Genomic DNA, 16905 nt, shown 5'->3' with positions numbered 1-16905 from the left:
TCCTCGGCCGACGTCAGCCGGCGACGGTGAATCCGTGTGCCTGGCCGAGCCGGGTCAGCGAGTCGATGCCGGGTATGCCGTCCGCCTGCTGCCCGCTGTACCCGTACCGGCGCTGCAGCGCGGAGTAGGCGTCGATGGTCCGGGTGCCGAACGAGCCGTCGGCCCACTGCCGGTCGAGCAGCCCCTCGGCGACGAGGGCCCGCTCCACCGTGTACACGTCGTCGGCGTGCGTGGTGGCGCCCTGGGGCGCGTCCGGGTCCTGGCGGGCCGCCGCGACCACCCGCGACTTCGACACCTCGGCCAGCGGGATCGGCCCGCCGAGCAGTCGGCGCAGCGAGGACTCGCCGGGCACGCCGTCCGCGTCCCCGCCGGAGTAGCCCAGACTGCGCTGGTAGTCGGCGTAGTTGAGGGTGTCGGCGTCGGTCCAGTCCGGTCCCGGGCCCTGGCCGTAGTGCGAGCCGAAGCCCGCCGTCACCAGCGCCTCGCCGACGATGGTGACCTGCGGACCGTGCGCGCCGTAGCCGTACGACAGGCCGCCGACGTCCTTCCGGTATCTGGCCGGGGTCGGGTCCGGGGTCGGGTCCGGGGTCGGGTCCGGCTGGGGCGCGGGCTGTTGGGGCGGGGTGACCACCGTGCCGGAGGGGCGCGGCGCACCCGACGTCACCCAGGCGTACAGCGACGGGCCGGGGCAGTCGGTCGAGTAGCCGTCCTGGTGCCCCTTGATCTCCGGGCCCGCCGGGCCCTGCTGCTCGCAGTACTCGATCGCGTCCCGCAGCCCGTTGAGCTGTTCCGGGGTGGGCACGGTCGAGCCGGAGGAGCCGACCAACCCGCACACCGCGTAGTGCGCCTCGTTGAGCGGGACGTCGCCGTTGGCGCTGTTGCGCCGGTTCAGCCCGCGGCCCTCGAACACGGAGCCGTGCTCGCAGACCACGAAGCTGTAGCCGATGTCCGACCAGCCGTCGTCGTCCATGTGCGAGGCCTGGAGGCGTCGTACGTAGGCCGGGCAGGTGTCGTGGGTGTCGAAGGTGTACGCCGTGCCGAGGTAGTGCACCTTCACTCCGGCGCGCGGACCGGCGTACGGGATCGAACCGTTGGGCTCGCGCCAGGGCCGCGCGCCCCACTGGTCCCGGTCCACCAGCTGCAGTCCCGGCCAGTCGGGCGACTGCGGCCCCGGGGCCGGGGTCGGCGCGGGCGGCTCGGGGTCCGGGGCCCGGACGGCGCCGGCCCACGCCCGCAACTCGTCCAGCGAGCCGTTGAACACGTCCGCGTCGAGCGGGTCGTCGCTGTACTGGTGGAAGCGCCAGGACGCCTGGATGCGCGGCGAACCCGCGGACACGTAGTCCGCTATCCACAGGAAGTCACCGGCGTTGTCGTCCGTCCGGAACCAGTAGTCCCGGTTGGTGTAGAGCCCGACCAGGCGGTCCGGGTAACGCTGCTTGACCGCCGCCAGCCACCGGTTCTTCGCCTCGGTCGCGTCGCCGTCGCCGACCGACTGTCCGTACGGCTCGAAGTCCAGCACCAGCAGCTCGCCCGCGGGGACCTGCCCCACGACCCGGCAGAAGTGCTCCACCTCGCCCTCGACCGGGTTCTCCGCGTGCAGGAAGTGGTAGTGCCCGACCACCAGCCCGCGCCCCCGGGCGTCCGCGAGCTTGTCGGCGTACCCCGACTGGCCGGTGTGGCCGCCTTCGGTGGCCTTGATGAAGACGAACTCCGCGTCCCCCGGAATGCCCGACTGGAAGTCGGAGACGTCATAACCCTTCGCGTATGCCATCAGGATGCTCCCCCTTTGCGCCGATGGCAGCCACGGCCGACCGGCCCCATCCCCCGGGGCACGCGACGTCGACCAGGGCGTCATGCCCACTTCACAGCACGACTGACTGAACGTCAACTCCTGTGATTTGAAGGTGTTCTGTGGGTTCTGCGAGCCTTCTGCGGCGGCCCGTTCTGCAGGCCCGTGCCACTGGCACATCCACCGGACGACACGCCGTGGCGAGGGTGTTCGGGGGTCCTGTCCGGTGGTCGGCGGGCGATGGTCGGGCCCGCGGAGGCGGCGCCCCGGCTGAGCGCCGCCGAGCGGATGTGCTCCCGCGCCCGGGCACAGTCGGCGCGGCCGCGGTCGCGGCGGGCGGGGTCGCGGCGGGCGGGGTGGAGGTGAACCGGGCGAGCGAGCTCCGGTTGCCGTGTCGGGGCAGCGGTGGTGCTCTCTCGGCTCCGGGCCCGGAGCGGTCCGCCGGAACGGACGGTCGACCCGCCCCATGGTGCGCGCGCGGGCCTCCCGCTGCTCCGCGACCCGCCCGCTCCCCGTGTCCACGTCGTGTCGCGGCCTGCGCTATCGAGCTGCTATGCGACTTGGGCAAGATCGACGTCGCAGGTCCGGTGGCGGTACACGCCGGGCATGACGAAGGCGTCCCGGTCGGCGCGCGACCCGTGCGAGCGGGCCCCCGCCACGGTCCGGCGACTGATGGTCCTGCTCGCCGTGAAGGAGTCCGAAGACACGATGGCGCACCCCGACGGTACGGAAGCACCACTGCTGTGGACACTGGCAGGCAGCGGCAAGGAGTCGCTGGCGGCCGGCGCGCGCGGCCTGCACGCGTACCTGGCCGGTCGTGACGACTGGAGTCCCCAGGACATCGCGTTCACCCTCGCGCGCACCGCTTCCGAGGGGAGCCGGCGGGCGGCACTGGTGGCGGACGGCCGCGACGGATTCCTGCGGCGGCTGGACGCGCTCGCCGACGGCAGGAGCATGCCCGGCCTGGTGGAGGGCGCCGCAGGGGCAGGTCGCCGGGTCGCCTTCGTGTTTCCCGGACAGGGCGCGCAATGGCCCCGGATGGCGGTGGACCTGCTGGACACCTCCACGGTGTTCCGCGACCGGATGGACGCGTGCGCGCAGGCCCTGGAACCGTTCGTCGACTGGTCGCCGATCGACGTGCTCCGCGACCCGGACGCGCCGGGCACACCCGCTGCGGACCGGGCCGACGTGGTGCAGCCCCTGCTGTTCGCCGTGACGGTGTCGCTCGCCGCGCTGTGGCGCTCCCACGGTGTGGAACCGGCCGCCGTGCTCGGGCACAGCGTCGGCGAGGTCACCGCCGCCGCGGTCTGCGGCGCGCTGTCCCTGGACGACTGCGCGCGGGTGGTGGCCCTGTGGAGCCAGGCCCAGGCGACCCTGGCCGGGAAGGGGGACATGGTCTCCGTCATGGCCCCGGCGGGCGAGGTCGAGCCGCGGCTGCGCCGCTGGGACGGCCGCCTCGTCGTCGCCGCGCACAACGGGCCGCGGTCCGTGATCGTCTCCGGTGACCGCGACGCCGCGGCCGAACTCCTCGCCGACCTGGCCTCGGACGCGGTGCACGCACGGCGGATCGCGGTGGGCCTGGCCGCCCATTCCCCCCACATCGACGCGATCGTCCCCCGGATGCGCGCCGACCTCGCACCGATCCGGCCCCGCACACCGCATCTGCCCTACTACTCCGGACTGACCGGGGGACGACTGGACGTCCCGGTGCTGGACGCCGACTACTGGTGCCGCAACCTGCGCAACACGGTCAGGTTCCACCAGGCGACCGGGGCCCTGCTGCGGGACGGGCACGGCGTCCTGCTGGAGGTCAGCCCGCACACCGTGCTGACCTCCGCCCTCACGGACTGCGCGGAGGAACACGGTGCGCAGGCCGCCGTCCTCGGGACGCTGCGCCGGGACCAGGGCGGTCCGGGCCGGTTCCTGACCTCGCTCGGTGACCTGTACGTGCGCGGTGTCACCCCGGACCGGGAAGCGCTGTTCGCCGGGCAGCACGCCCGGGTGCGGGAACTGCCGGCGGCTGCCCTGGCGGCGCTCGCGGAGCCCGGCCCGGCGGACGCGAACGGGTCCGGCGGCGCGGGCGGTGACCGGGACGCCGGCACCGCGTTGCGCGTGGAGCTAACCGGATCGGACGTACCGGAGCGGCGTGCCGCGCTGGCACGGCTGGTGGGCGAGGAGATCGCCGCGCTGACCGGGCGGTCCGATCCGGTCCCCGCCGACCTGCCCTTCCTCGACCTGGGATTCGACTCCGTCACCGCCGTGGAGCTGCGCAACCGGCTGAGCGCGGCGACGGCGCTGCGCATCCCGGCGACCGTTGTCTTCGACTGCCCGACCCCGGCGGCCCTGACCGCGTACCTCTGCGCCGAGATCAGCGGCGACCGGCCCGACGGGAACACGGACGCGGACGAGCCGGTGCGGCGGGCCGAGGACGACGACCCGGTGGTGATCGTCGGCATGGGCTGCCGCTACCCCGGCGGTGTCGGCAGTCCCGACGAACTCTGGGAGCTGGTGTCGGCAGGTGCCGACGCCGTCTCCGCGCTGCCCGACGACCGCGGTTGGGACACCGCCGGACGGTACGACCCCGTACCGGGGACGCCGGGCCGGTACTACCAGCGAGAGGCGGGTTCGCTCGCCGGTGCGGCCGGGTTCGACGCGGAGTTCTTCGGCATCTCGCCGCGCGAGGCGGCGGCGATGGACCCGCAGCAGCGGCTGCTGCTGGAGACGACCTGGGAAGCGCTGGAGCGGGCCGGGATCGACCCGGCCACCCTGCGGCGGACCCCGACGGGCGTCTACGTCGGGGCGATGACCATGGACTACGGGCCCCCTCTCGAACAGGGCGCCGACGAGGGCGGCCACCTGCTGACCGGCAACACCGGAAGCGTCGCGTCGGGCCGACTGGCCTACACCCTCGGTCTGGAGGGAGCGGCGGTCACCGTGGACACTGCGTGCTCGTCCTCGCTGGTGGCCCTGCACCTCGCGGTACGGGCGCTGCGGGCGGGCGAGTGCTCGCTGGCGCTGGCCGGCGGCGCGACCGTGATGCCCACGGTCGGCATGCTCGTGGAGTTCAGCCGTCAGGGCGGTCTGGCTCCGGACGGCCGCTGCAAGGCCTTCGCGGCAGCCGCCGACGGTTTCGGCCTGGCCGAGGGCGTGGGGATGCTGCTGGTGGAGCGGTTGTCGGACGCGCGGCGCAACGGGCATCCGGTGCTGGCGGTGATCCGTGGTTCGGCGGTGAACCAGGACGGTGCGAGCAATGGTCTGACGGCGCCGAACGGTCCGTCGCAGCAGCGGGTGATCCGGGCGGCGCTCGCGGACGCGGGGCTGCCGGCGTCCGCGGTGGACGTGGTGGAGGCGCACGGCACGGGGACGCGGTTGGGTGACCCGATCGAGGCGCAGGCGCTGCTGGCGACGTACGGGCAGGACCGTCCGGCGGACCGGCCGGTGTGGATCGGCTCGCTGAAGTCCAACATCGGCCATTCCCAGGCCGCGGCGGGCGTGGGCGGCGTCATCAAGTCGGTGCTGGCGATGCGGCACGGGGTGATGCCGAAGACGCTGCACGTGGACGGTCCGACGCCCGAGGTGGACTGGTCCGCGGGGGCCGGCCGGTTGCTGACGGAGGCCCGTGCGTGGGACGACACGGGACGCCCGCGCCGGGCGGGGGTTTCCTCCTTCGGCATCAGCGGGACCAACGCTCACGTGATCCTGGAGTCTGCGCCGGCTGAGGATCCGGCCGGGGCGGTGGAGGGTGCCCGGCGTCCCGGGACGGTGGTGTGGCCGGTGTCGGCGCGCAGTGCGGAGGCTCTGCGGGCGCAGGCGGGGGCGTTGGTGGCACGGGTGGTGGCGGAGCCCGGGCTTGATAGGGCGGACGTGGGCTATTCGCTGGCGGTGGGGCGTGCGTCCTTCGAGCACCGTGCGGTGGTGGTGGGCGGGGACCGGAGCGAGTTGCTCGGTGGGTTGAAGGCGCTGGCGGAGGGGCGTTTGGCACCGGGGTCGGTGGCCGGCGGCGGGTTGGTTTCCGGTCGTTCGGTGTTGGTGTTCCCGGGTCAGGGTTCGCAGTGGGTGGGGATGGCTGCGGGGCTGTTGGGTGAGTCGGAGGTGTTCGCGGGGCGGATGGCGGAGTGCGGGCGGGCGCTGGCGCCTTACGTCGACTGGTCGTTGACGGAGGCGTTGGGTTCGGAGGCGCTGCTGGCGCGGGTCGAGGTGGTGCAGCCGGTGCTGTGGGCGGTGATGGTGTCGCTGGCGGAGGTGTGGCGTTCGTTCGGTGTGGTTCCGGACGCGGTGGTGGGCCATTCTCAGGGTGAGGTCGCGGCGGCGTGCGTGGCGGGCGGTTTGAGTCTGGAGGACGGGGCCCGGGTGGTGGCGTTGCGTTCCCGTGCGGTGGGGGCGTTGGCGGGGCGGGGTGGCATGGCGTCGGTGCCTCTGCCGGTGGGTGTGGTGCGGGAGCGGATCGCCCCGTGGGCGGGGCGGTTGTCGGTGGCGGCGGTGAACGGGCCGTCGTCGACGGTGGTGTCGGGTGACGCGGACGCGGTGGCGGCACTGGTCGACGCGCTGGTGGGTGAGGGGGTGCGGGCGCGTGTGATCGAGGTCGACTACGCGTCGCATTCCGCGCAGGTGGAGGAGATCCGCGAGCGGTTGCTGTCCGATCTGGCCGGCATCGTGCCCCGTTCCGGTGCCGTGCCGTTCTGTTCGAGCGTGACGGGTGGCCTGTTGGACACGAAGGCCCTGGACGCGGAGTACTGGTACCGCAATCTGCGGGAGACCGTCGAGTTCGAGCAGGCGACCCGCGGGCTCCTCGCGGCCGGGCACCGCGTCTTCATCGAGGCCAGCCCGCACACGGTGTTGGGCGTGGCGGTGGGGGAGTCGGTGGAGGCCGCGGGTGTGGACGCCGCGGTGCTGGGGACGTTGCGGCGTGAAGAAGGCGGCCTGGAGCAGGTGCTGCGCTCGGTGAGCCGCGGGTGGGAGTGCGGACTGGAGGTGGACTGGTCGGGGGCGTTCCCGGAGGGCCGACGGGTGGACCTGCCGACGTACGCCTTCCAGCGGCGGCGCTACTGGCTGACGGCCCCGGCCGCCGTCCCGGCCGCCCCCGCCGAAGACCGCTGGGACGACCTGGAACTACAGGACCCCGCTCAACTCGCCGAAACCCTCGGGGTCGGCCGTGAAGCCCTGGACGAAGTCCTGCCCGCCCTGGCGACCTGGCGCTCCGCCAGGAACCGTGAACGGAGGGCTGGATCCTGGCGCTACCACGTTGCCTGGGCACCCCTGTCGGTCGCGCCGGCGGACGGCCTCCCCGGTCGCTGGCTCGCCCTGCGTCCCGAGGGCGACGAAGCGGCGGCCGTCCTGGGCACTCTCGGCGAGGCCGGAGCCGACCTCCTCCCGTGCGTCGTCGCCGATCCGGGCGCGACCCGCGACCACATGGCCGCTCTGCTCACGAAGACCGTCGGGGAGCAGCCGATCGCCGGCGTGCTGTCCCTGCTGTCCTGGGAGGAGCGCCCCCATCCCGAACACCCCGACCTGCCCGGTGGTCCGGCGCTGACCCTCGCCCTGGCCCAGGCGCTGGAGGACGCGGGTATCCACGCCCGGCTCTGGACGCTGACGAAGGGAACGGCGGTCCTGGGCGGTGCGGAACGGCCCGGACACGTCGGCCAGGCCGCGTCCGCCGCCCTGGGCCGGACGCTGGCACTGGAGCACCCGCATCGCCGGGGCGGCCTGATCGACCTGCCCGAGGTGCTGGACGTACGGGCCGCCCGCCGCTTGTGCGCGGTGCTCGCGGGAGCCGTGGCCGATGAGGAACAGGTGGCGGTGCGCTCCACCGGGGTTCACGGACGCCGGCTCCGGCCCGCGTCGTCCGCGCCGCCGAAGGCCCGTAAGGGTGGCGCGGACGGCGCGGCCGTCCGGGTGCGGACGCGACCGCGATGGCAGGGCACGGTCCTCGTCACCGGTGGCACCGGTGGCGTCGGCTCGCACACGGCGCGCTGGCTCGCGGGCCAGGGCGCGGAGCGGCTGCTGCTGGTCAGCCGTCGCGGTGCCGACGCACCCGGTGCGGACGCGCTGCGGGAGGAACTGACGGCGCTGGGCGCCGAAGTGGCCTTCGCGGCCTGCGACGTCGCCGACCCGGCCGCACTGGCGGCGCTGCTCGCCGACATCCCGGCGCGATACCCGCTGTCCGCCGTCATCCATGCGGCGGGCGTCCTCGACGACGGTGTGCTCGACGCGCTGGACCCCGCGCGGCTCGCCGTGGTGCTGCGCGCCAAGCTGACCGCCGCACGGAACCTGCACGAGGCCACCGCGGGTCTCGACCTGTCGGCCTTCGTGGTGTTCTCGTCGGTGATGGGCGTCGTGGGCAACGCCGGGCAGGGCAACTACGCGGCCGCCAACGCGGCCGTCGACGCACTCGTCGCCGCCCGCCGGGCCGCCGGGCTGCCCGGCACGTCCGTGGCCTGGGGCGCCTGGGCCGGGCCGGGCATGCTGGCGGACGGTGTCGCCGCGCGGCTGCGGGACTTCGGCATGCCGGTGATGGAGCCCGAAACGGCCGTCACCGCGATCGGCCGGGCACTCGCGGAGGACGACGAACTGGTCGTGGTCGCCGACGTCGACTGGAGGCGCTTCACCACGAGCACGGGCCTGCGGTCCGCCGCCCTGCTCGACGGGATACCGGACCCGGCTGCCGCGAGGCCCGTCCAGGACACCACCGCGCCGTCGGCGGCCCGGGAGGGCGGCGGCTCCGCCGACACCCTCCGGCAGCAGATCGCCGTACTGCCGCGCCACGAGGACCGGGTCAGGACCCTCACCGAACTGGTACGCACCCACGCGGCGACGGTCCTGCGCCACCCCGACGTCGACACGGTCCGGTCCGGAAAGGCGTTCTCCGCGCTCGGCTTCGACTCGCTGACGGCGGTGGAGCTGCGCAACCGGCTCGCCGCCGTCACCGGACTGGCTCTGCCCGCCACCGTCCTGTTCGACCATCCCACACCGTCGGCGCTGGCCGACCGGCTGCTCGCGGACCTGGACCTACCGGACGTGGCGAGTGGCGCCGCCGAGTCTGCCGGCTCCGTCGGCTCCGTCGGCTCCGTCGGCTCCGAGGCGAGCCGGGGGGCGGAGCCCGGCGGCAACGAGCCGATCGCGATCGTCGGCATGGGCTGCCGCTTCCCCGGCGGGGTCGCGCGGCCCGAGGACTTCTGGCACCTGCTCTCGAAGGGCACCGACGCCGTCGGCGACTGGCCGTCGAACCGGGGCTGGGACACCGAGGGGCTGTACGACCCCGACCCTGACCACGCCGGCACCACGTACAGCAGGCAGGGCGGCTTCCTGCACGACGCCACCGAGTTCGACGCGGAGTTCTTCGGCATCTCGCCACGCGAGGCCCTGGCCATGGACCCGCAGCAGCGGCTGCTCCTGGAAACCGTCTGGGAGGCGGTCGAGGACGCCGGGCAGGACCCGACCGCGCTGAAGGACCGGCAGGTCGGCGTCTACATCGGTACCAACGGTCAGGACTACTCCGCGCTGCTGGAGGGCGCCGAGGGAGTGTCCGAGGGCCATCTGCTGACCGGGAACACGGCCAGCGTACTGTCCGGGCGGCTGTCCTACGTCCTCGGCCTCCAGGGGCCCTCACTCACCGTCGACACCGCGTGCTCCTCGTCGCTGGTGGCGCTGCACCTGGCCGTGCAGGCACTGCGGCGCGGCGACTGCGAGCAGGCCCTCGCGGGCGGGGTGACGGTGATGAGCACCCCGCGGCTCTTCGTGGAGTTCAGCCGCCAGCGCGGGCTCGCCGCCGACGGACGGTGCAAGGCGTTCGCGGCGGAGGCGGACGGCACGGGCTGGGGCGAGGGCGCCGGAGTGCTGCTGCTGGAGCGTCACAGCGACGCCCTGCGCCACGGCCACCCCGTACTCGCACTGATCAGCGGTACCGCCGTGAACCAGGACGGCGCCAGCAACGGGCTCACCGCCCCCAACGGCCCGTCCCAGCAGCAGGTCATCCGCGCCGCCCTGGCCGACGCCGCGCTGCGCGCCGACCAGATCGACGCGATCGAGGCCCACGGCACCGGCACGAGGCTCGGCGACCCCATCGAAGCGCAGGCGCTCCAGGCCGTCCACGGACCGGCGCGCCCGGCGGACCGTCCGCTGTGGCTCGGCTCGGTGAAGTCGAACATCGGGCACACCCAGGCGGCTGCCGGGGTGGCCGGGGTGATGAAGATGGTGCTGGCCATCCGCCACGGCGAACTGCCGGGAACCCTGCACGCCGGGACGCCGAACCCGCACGTCGACTGGTCCGACGGTGCCATCCGCCTGCTCACCGCGCACACCCCGTGGCCGGAGACCGGGAACCCACGCCGGGCAGGCGTGTCGTCGTTCGGCATCAGCGGCACCAACGCGCACGCGATCATCGAGCAGGCACCGGCCGTCGCGGTCGCGCCCGCCCCGGAGCGGACCGACACCTCGGCCGTGCCCGCCCCGGGCACCGCCACCACGGCCACCGCGCGCCGGGCCGCCCCGCCCGTGCCGCTGCTGCTCTCGGCCGGCACACCGGAGGCCCTGCGGGCACAGGCCGGCCGACTGATGAGCCGGCTCGATGCCGACCCGGACGCCGAACTGGCGGACGTCGCCTACTCGCTCGCCACAGGACGGGCCCCGCTCGAACACCGGGCCGCCGTCCTGGGACGGGACCGGGCATCCGTCCGACGCTCGCTCACCGCACTCGCGCGCGGCACGGCAGCGGGCCACCTGCTCACCGGAGGCGCCGTACGCTCCGGCCGGACCGCCTTCCTCTTCCCGGGACAGGGCAGCCAGCGGGCCGGAGCCGGCGCGGAGCTCTACCGCGACGACCCGGTGTTCGCCGACGCCCTCGACGAGGTGCTGACCGGCCTGGACCCGCACCTCGACCTGCCCCTGCGCGACATCCTGTTCGCCGAGCCCGGAACCCCCGGTGCGGCGCTGCTCGACCGCACCCGGTACACCCAGCCCGCGTTGTTCGCCCTGGAGACGGCGCTGTTCCGGCTCGTGCAGCACTGGGGTGTGCGGCCCGACCTGCTGATGGGGCACTCCATCGGCGAACTCGCCGCAGCCCACGCGGCGGGCGTGCTGGACCTGCCCGACGCCTGCGCGCTGGTAACGGCCCGGGGCCGGCTGATGGACGAACTGCCCGAGGGCGGGGCGATGGTGGCGGTGGAGGCCACCGAGGAGGAAGTGCACCAGGCCCTGCTGGACGACCGCACCGGGCACCCGCACCCCCTCCCGGAGACGGAAGCGGACCGCGACCCGGGCCGGGACGCGGTGGACATCGCCGCCGTCAACGGGCCCACCTCCGTGGTCCTGTCCGGTGACGCGGACGCGGTGCTGCGCCTGGCCGGGGCGTTCCGCTCCCGCGGACGGCGCACCCGCCGGCTGAGCGTGAGCCACGCGTTCCACTCCGCCCGGATGGACGGGATGCTCGACGCGTTCCGGGACGTGGCCGAGTCGCTGACCTACCACGCGCCCGGCATCGAGATCGTCTCCAACCTGACCGGGCGCACGGCCACGGCCGCGGAACTCCGTTCCCCCGAACACTGGGTGCGCCACGTCCGGGGCACCGTGCGCTTCCTGGAAGGGGCCCGCCGACTGCGGGCCGAGGGCGCGACGACGTACCTCGAACTCGGACCGGGCGGCGTGCTGTCCGGCATGCTCCACGCCTGCCTCCCCGACGCCACCCCCACCCCCGGCGGCCCCGGCGGCCCCGGGACGGTGCCGCTGCTGCGCGACGGCCGCGGCGAGCCGGACGCGGTCCGCACCGCACTCGCCTCGCTGCACCTGCGCGGCGTGGCGGTGGACTGGTCGGCGGGCTGGAGCGGCACCGACGTGCAGCGGGTCGACCTGCCCACCTACGCCTTCCAGCGCAGGCGCTTCTGGCCGGTGGCCGCGCCGGACCCGGCCCCCGCCGCCCGGCGCTCCCGCCGGGAGACCGAGCTCCCCGCCGGCCCCCGCCGCTACCGCATCGCATGGGAGCCGCTCACCGCGCCCGCGGAGCCCCGCCTCTCCGGCCGCTGGCTGCTCGTCACCCCGGACGGACCCGGTGCCGAGGACACCGCACTCGCCTGCGAGCAGGCGCTCGCCGGACACGGCGCCGACGTGGCCGTGATCCGGGTCGGGGCCGCCGCCGAACGCGCCGAACTGGCCTCGCTCCTCCCGGAGTTCGGCTCCTTGGAGGGAGTCGTGTCGCTGCTGGCCCTGGCCCGGGGCCCCCGCCCGGGCCTGCCGATGCTCGACGCCTGCCTGACCGGGACCCTGCTGCTGCTCCAGGCCCTGGGCGACAGCGGCATCGACGCACCCCTGTGGTGCGCCACCCGCGGCGCGGTGGCAGCCGACGGCACGGAGGAGGTCCGCCCCGAGCAGGCCCAGGTGTGGGGCCTGGGCCGGGTGGCGGCACTGGAGCACCCGCTGCGCTGGGGCGGCCTGGTCGACCTGCCGGACCTGCTGGACGGGCCCGCGCTGGACGGGCTGTGCGCGGTGCTGGCCGGACGGGACGGCGAGGACCAGGTGGCCGTACGCGCGCCGGCACCGTTGGGCCGTCGACTCGTCCCCGCGCCGGAGCCCGCGACACCCGCGCCCGCACCGTGGACGCCGCGCGGCACGGTCCTCGTCACCGGCGGCACCGGAGGCCTCGGCGCCCAGGTGGCGCGCTGGCTCGCGGAGCGCGGCGCGGAACACCTCGTCCTCCTCGGTCGGCGGGGCCCCGAGGCCCCCGGAGCCGACGCGCTGGTCGACGCCCTGGCGGCGCTCGGCGCCCGGAGCACCCTGCTGGCCTGCGACGTCGCCGACCGCACCGCGCTGGAGCGGGTCCTGGGGCGGCTGCGCGACGAGGGCGACACCGTACGGGCCGTGGTGCACACCGCCGGACTCACCTCGGACACCGCGCTGATGGACTGCACGCCGGAGGAACTGGCCCGGCGGACGGCGGCCAAGACGTGCGGCGCGGCCCACCTCGACGCCCTGTTCGAAGACCGCCCGCTGGACGCCTTCGTGCTGTTCTCCTCGATCTCGGGCACCTGGGGCAGCGGCGGCCAGGGCGCCTACGCGGCGGCCAACGCCTACCTGGACGGCCTCGCTGCGGCGAGGCGCGGCCGGGGCCTGACGGCGACCTCGGTGGCCTGGGGCCCCTGGGCCGGCGCGGGCATGGCCGAGGGCGCGGTCGGCGACGGCCTGCGCCGACACGGGCTGGTGCCGATGGCCCCGGCAGCGGCGCTCTCCTCGCTCGGCCTGGCGCTGACCCTGGACGAGGGCGAACCGGTCGTCGCCGAGCTGGACTGGAGCCGCTTCGCGCCGATCTTCGGCTCGGTCAGGGACAGTGCGCTGCTGCGCGGCCTGTCGGCCGCCCCGGAGCCCCGGGCGGCGGACGGCGACCCCGCGGACGCGGACACCTCCGCCGGGTCCGGACCCGGCACGGGCGGCGACCCGTCGTGGCTGCACCGGCTGCACCGACTGTCCGGGCCCGAGGGCCGCAAACTGCTGACGGAACTGGTGCGGAGCGAAGCGGCCGCCGTGCTGGGCCACGAGTCGGCCGCCGGCCTCACGGCCGACCGCCCGTTCCGCGAGCTGGGCTTCGACTCGCTCACCGCCGTCGAACTCCGCAACCGGCTGGTCGCGGCCACCGCTCTGCCGCTCGCGTTCACCACCGTCTTCGACCACCCGACGGCAGCCGCCCTCGCCGCCCACCTCTTCGCCGAGCTGAGCGGCACCGAACCGGACGCCGACGGCACGACCGGCACGGCCGCGACGGACTCCGCAGGCGCCGGAGGCGCGGCCGGGCCCGCGGCGGCCGACGAACCCCTGGCGATCGTCTCGATGGCCTGCCGGTTCCCGGGCGGCGTCCGCTCGCCCGAGGACCTGTGGCAGCTGGTGGCCGACGGAGTGGACGCGGTCGCCGCGCTGCCCGCCGACCGCGGCTGGCCGCTGGACACCCTCTACGACCCGGACCCCCTGCACCCGGGCACCTTCTCCACCACCGGCGGCGGATTCCTGGACGGCGCGGCCGAGTTCGACGCGGAGTTCTTCGGCATCTCCCCGCGCGAAGCACTGGCCATGGACCCGCAGCAACGACTGCTCCTCGAAACCAGCTGGGAGGCACTGGAGCGGGCCGGACTCGACCCCGCGTCGGTCCGCGGCAGCGAGGGCGGCGTCTACGTCGGCGTCGCCGCCCAGGGCTACGGCACCGGCCCGCAGAACCCGTCCGACGAGATCGAGGGGCACCTCCTCAGCGGCACGGTCACCAGCGTCGCCTCCGGCCGCGTCGCCTACACCCTCGGACTCGGCGGGCCCGCCGTGACCGTGGAGACGGCCTGCTCGTCCTCGCTGGTGGCACTGCACCTGGCCGGCCAGGCACTGCGCGCCGGCGACTGCTCGTTCGCCCTGGTCGGCGGCGCCGCGGTGATGGCGAGCCCGGACGCCTTCGTCGAGTTCAGCCGTCAGCAGGGCCTGTCGCCCGACGGCCGCTGCCGCTCCTTCGCCGAAGGGGCGAACGGCACGGGCTGGGGCGAAGGGGTGGGCGTCCTGCTTGTGGAACGCCTCTCCGACGCGCGCCGCCTCGGACATCCGGTCCTCGCCCTCGTACGGGGCACCGCGGTGAACCAGGACGGTGCCAGCAACGGCCTCACCGCTCCGAGCGGCCCCGCGCAGCAGCGGGTGATCAGGACCGCGCTGGCCGCGGCAGGACTGTCCGGCGCCGATATCGACCTGGTCGAGGGGCACGGCACCGGCACCGTGCTCGGCGACCCCATCGAGGCGCAGGCCCTGCTGGCCACCTACGGCCAGGACCGGCCCGCCGACCGCCCGCTGTGGCTGGGATCGCTGAAGTCCAACATCGGGCACACCCAGGCCGCCGCCGGGGTCGCCGGCGTCATCAAGACGGTGCTCGCACTGCGCAACGGCGTGCTCCCCGGCACCCTGCACGCACGGGAGGCGTCCAGCCGGGTGGACTGGTCGGCCGGCGCGGTCCGGCTGCTCGCGGACGCCCGCCCCTGGGACGCCCCGGACGGGGACCGGCCGCGCCGGGCCGGCGTCTCCGCGTTCGGCATGAGCGGCACCAACGCCCACGCCGTCCTGGAGGAAGCACCCGCCGCCGACGCCGGCCCGCTGCCCGACGGCACGGACGGCGAACCCTCCGAGGACACCGGGACCACCGTTCCGTGGCTGCTCTCCGCCATGACGCCCGCGGCCCTGCGCCGACAGGCGCGCCGACTGGGCGAGCACCTGCGGGCCGGCCCCGACGGGGGCGCCGCCGCCCCGGCCCGTGCGCTCGCCACCACCCGCCCCGCCCTGCCCTTCCGGGCAGCAGCCGTCGGCCGCGACCGCGACGCGCTCCTCGACCGGCTGGACGCCCTCGCGGCGGGCGAACCCGCGCCCGACGTCGTGCGGGACCGGGCGCGCGGCGGCCGTACGGCCTTCGTCTTCCCCGGCCAGGGCTCGCAGTGGGCCGGCATGGCCGCGGCGGCTCTCGACGCCTCCGCGCCGTTCGCCACCGCCATCGCTGCCTGCGAACGGGCGCTCGCCCCGCACACCGACTGGTCCCTGACCGAGGTGCTGCGCGGCGCGCCCGGCGCGCCGACGCTCGACCGCGTGGACGTCGTCCAGCCGGTGCTCTTCGCCGTGATGGTCGCGCTGGCCGCGCACTGGCGCGACACCGGGGTCACCCCGGACGCGGTCGTCGGACACAGCCAGGGCGAGATCGCCGCCGCCCACGTCGCCGGAGCGCTGTCGCTCGACGACGCGGCCCTCGTGGTGGCGCGGCGCAGCCGGGCGCTGCTGAGGTTGGCGGGACGCGGCGGCATGGTGTCGATCGCCGCCTCCGCCGAGCGGACCACGAGCCTGATGCCCGCCGGCGGACGCCTCTGCGTGGCCGCGGTGAACGGCCCCGACGCCGTGGTCGTCGCCGGGGAGCCCGAGGAGCTGGCCGCCCTGCTCGCGGCCTGCGACCGGGAAGGTGTACGGGCCAGGGCGATCCCGGTGGACTACGCGGCCCACTCGGCCCAGGTCGCCGAGATCGAGGACGAACTGCGCGAAGCCCTCACCGGGATACGCCCCCGCGCCTCGGCCGTCCCGCTCTACTCGACGGTGACCGGCGAACCCGTCGCCGGAGAATCGCTCGACGCCGCCTACTGGTACCGCAACCTGCGCGAGCCGGTCGACTTCGTCGGAGCGACCCGCGCCCTGCTCGACGCGGGCCACACCCTGCTCGTCGAGGTCAGCCCGCATCCGGTGCTGCTCGCCGGGATCGAGGCGGTGGCCGCGGAGGCCGGGCGGGAGGTGTCGGCGGTCGGCACGCTGCGGCGCGGCGACGGCGGCCGGGACCGGCTGCTGGCCTCACTGACCGAGGCGTGGGCGGCCGGCGGTGGTCCGGTGGACTGGTCGCCGTGGACGGGGGCCCCCGGGCCGGGAGGCCCGGCACCCGTCCTGTTGCCGACGTACCCCTTCCAGCGCGACCGGTACTGGCTGCCCACACCGGGCCGGACGGCCGCCGCGGCCACCACCTCGGCCACCACCGCGGCCACCACCGCGGTGCCGGCCGAGGACACCCCGGAGGCCGTGGGCGACGACGACGCCACCCCCGCCGTACGACTGGCCGCCCGGCTGGCACCGCTGGACCGGCAGGCACGCCGTCAAGCGGTACTCGACCTGGTCATCCGGCACGCGGCCGCGGTCCTCGGCCATCCCGGAGCCGGTCCGGTGCGCCCGGAACGCTCCTTCTCCGAGGTCGGCTTCGACTCGATGCTCGCGGTGCGGTTCAGGAACGCGCTGTCCGGGGCGACCGGGCTGGCCGTCCCGCCGACGGTCGTCTTCGACCACCCGACGCCCGAAGCGCTCGCCGCCCACCTGGACGCGGAGCTGTCCGCCGCGCCCGAACCGCCCTCGCCGCTGCTGGCCGAGCTGGACCGGCTGGCCGCGCTCCTCGAGGCAGTCCCGCCCGGAGCGGCCGACACCGACGGGGTCGGCGAACGACTGGACGAACTGCTGCGCGGCTGGGGCCGGCGCGCCGGCGCACCGGGCGGCGAGGCAGCACCGCCCGGACCGGTGGACGACACCGCCACGGCGACGGAAACGGCGACAGCGGACGAGCTGTTCGCCCTGCTCGACAACGACTTCGGCAACGCCTGAGA

At 75.3% G+C, this 16905-nt stretch carries 2 protein-coding genes; one reads left to right on the top strand and one right to left on the bottom strand.

Annotated features, from left to right (window positions below; all coding sequences use genetic code 11):
• Positions 1 to 13: 13 nt before the first annotated feature.
• Positions 14 to 1771 (bottom strand): peptidoglycan-binding protein, encoded by a 1758-nt coding sequence (locus ACFV04_RS01905; RefSeq protein ID WP_380526136.1) that lies wholly within the window; start codon positions 1769 to 1771, stop codon positions 14 to 16.
• A gap of 690 nt (positions 1772 to 2461) precedes the next feature.
• Between ACFV04_RS01905 and ACFV04_RS01900 the strand changes: the two genes are divergently transcribed.
• Positions 2462 to 16903 (top strand): type I polyketide synthase, encoded by a 14442-nt coding sequence (locus ACFV04_RS01900; protein ID WP_380526214.1) that lies wholly within the window; start codon positions 2462 to 2464, stop codon positions 16901 to 16903.
• Positions 16904 to 16905 lie beyond the last annotated feature (2 nt).

The sequence above is a fragment of the Kitasatospora sp. NPDC059599 genome (assembly GCF_042735125.1).
Lineage (GTDB): Bacteria > Actinomycetota > Actinomycetes > Streptomycetales > Streptomycetaceae > Kitasatospora.
Note: the sequence above shows the minus strand (reverse complement) of the source record. Positions and strands in the feature narration are given on the sequence as shown.

Bases quoted from the DNA above. Each gene is read 5' to 3' on its own strand.
- ACFV04_RS01905 (WP_380526136.1), bottom strand. From the start codon at position 1,771: ATGGCATACGCGAAGGGTTATGACGTCTCCGACTTCCAGTCGGGCATT.
- ACFV04_RS01900 (WP_380526214.1), top strand. From the start codon at position 2,462: ATGGTCCTGCTCGCCGTGAAGGAGTCCGAAGACACGATGGCGCACCCC.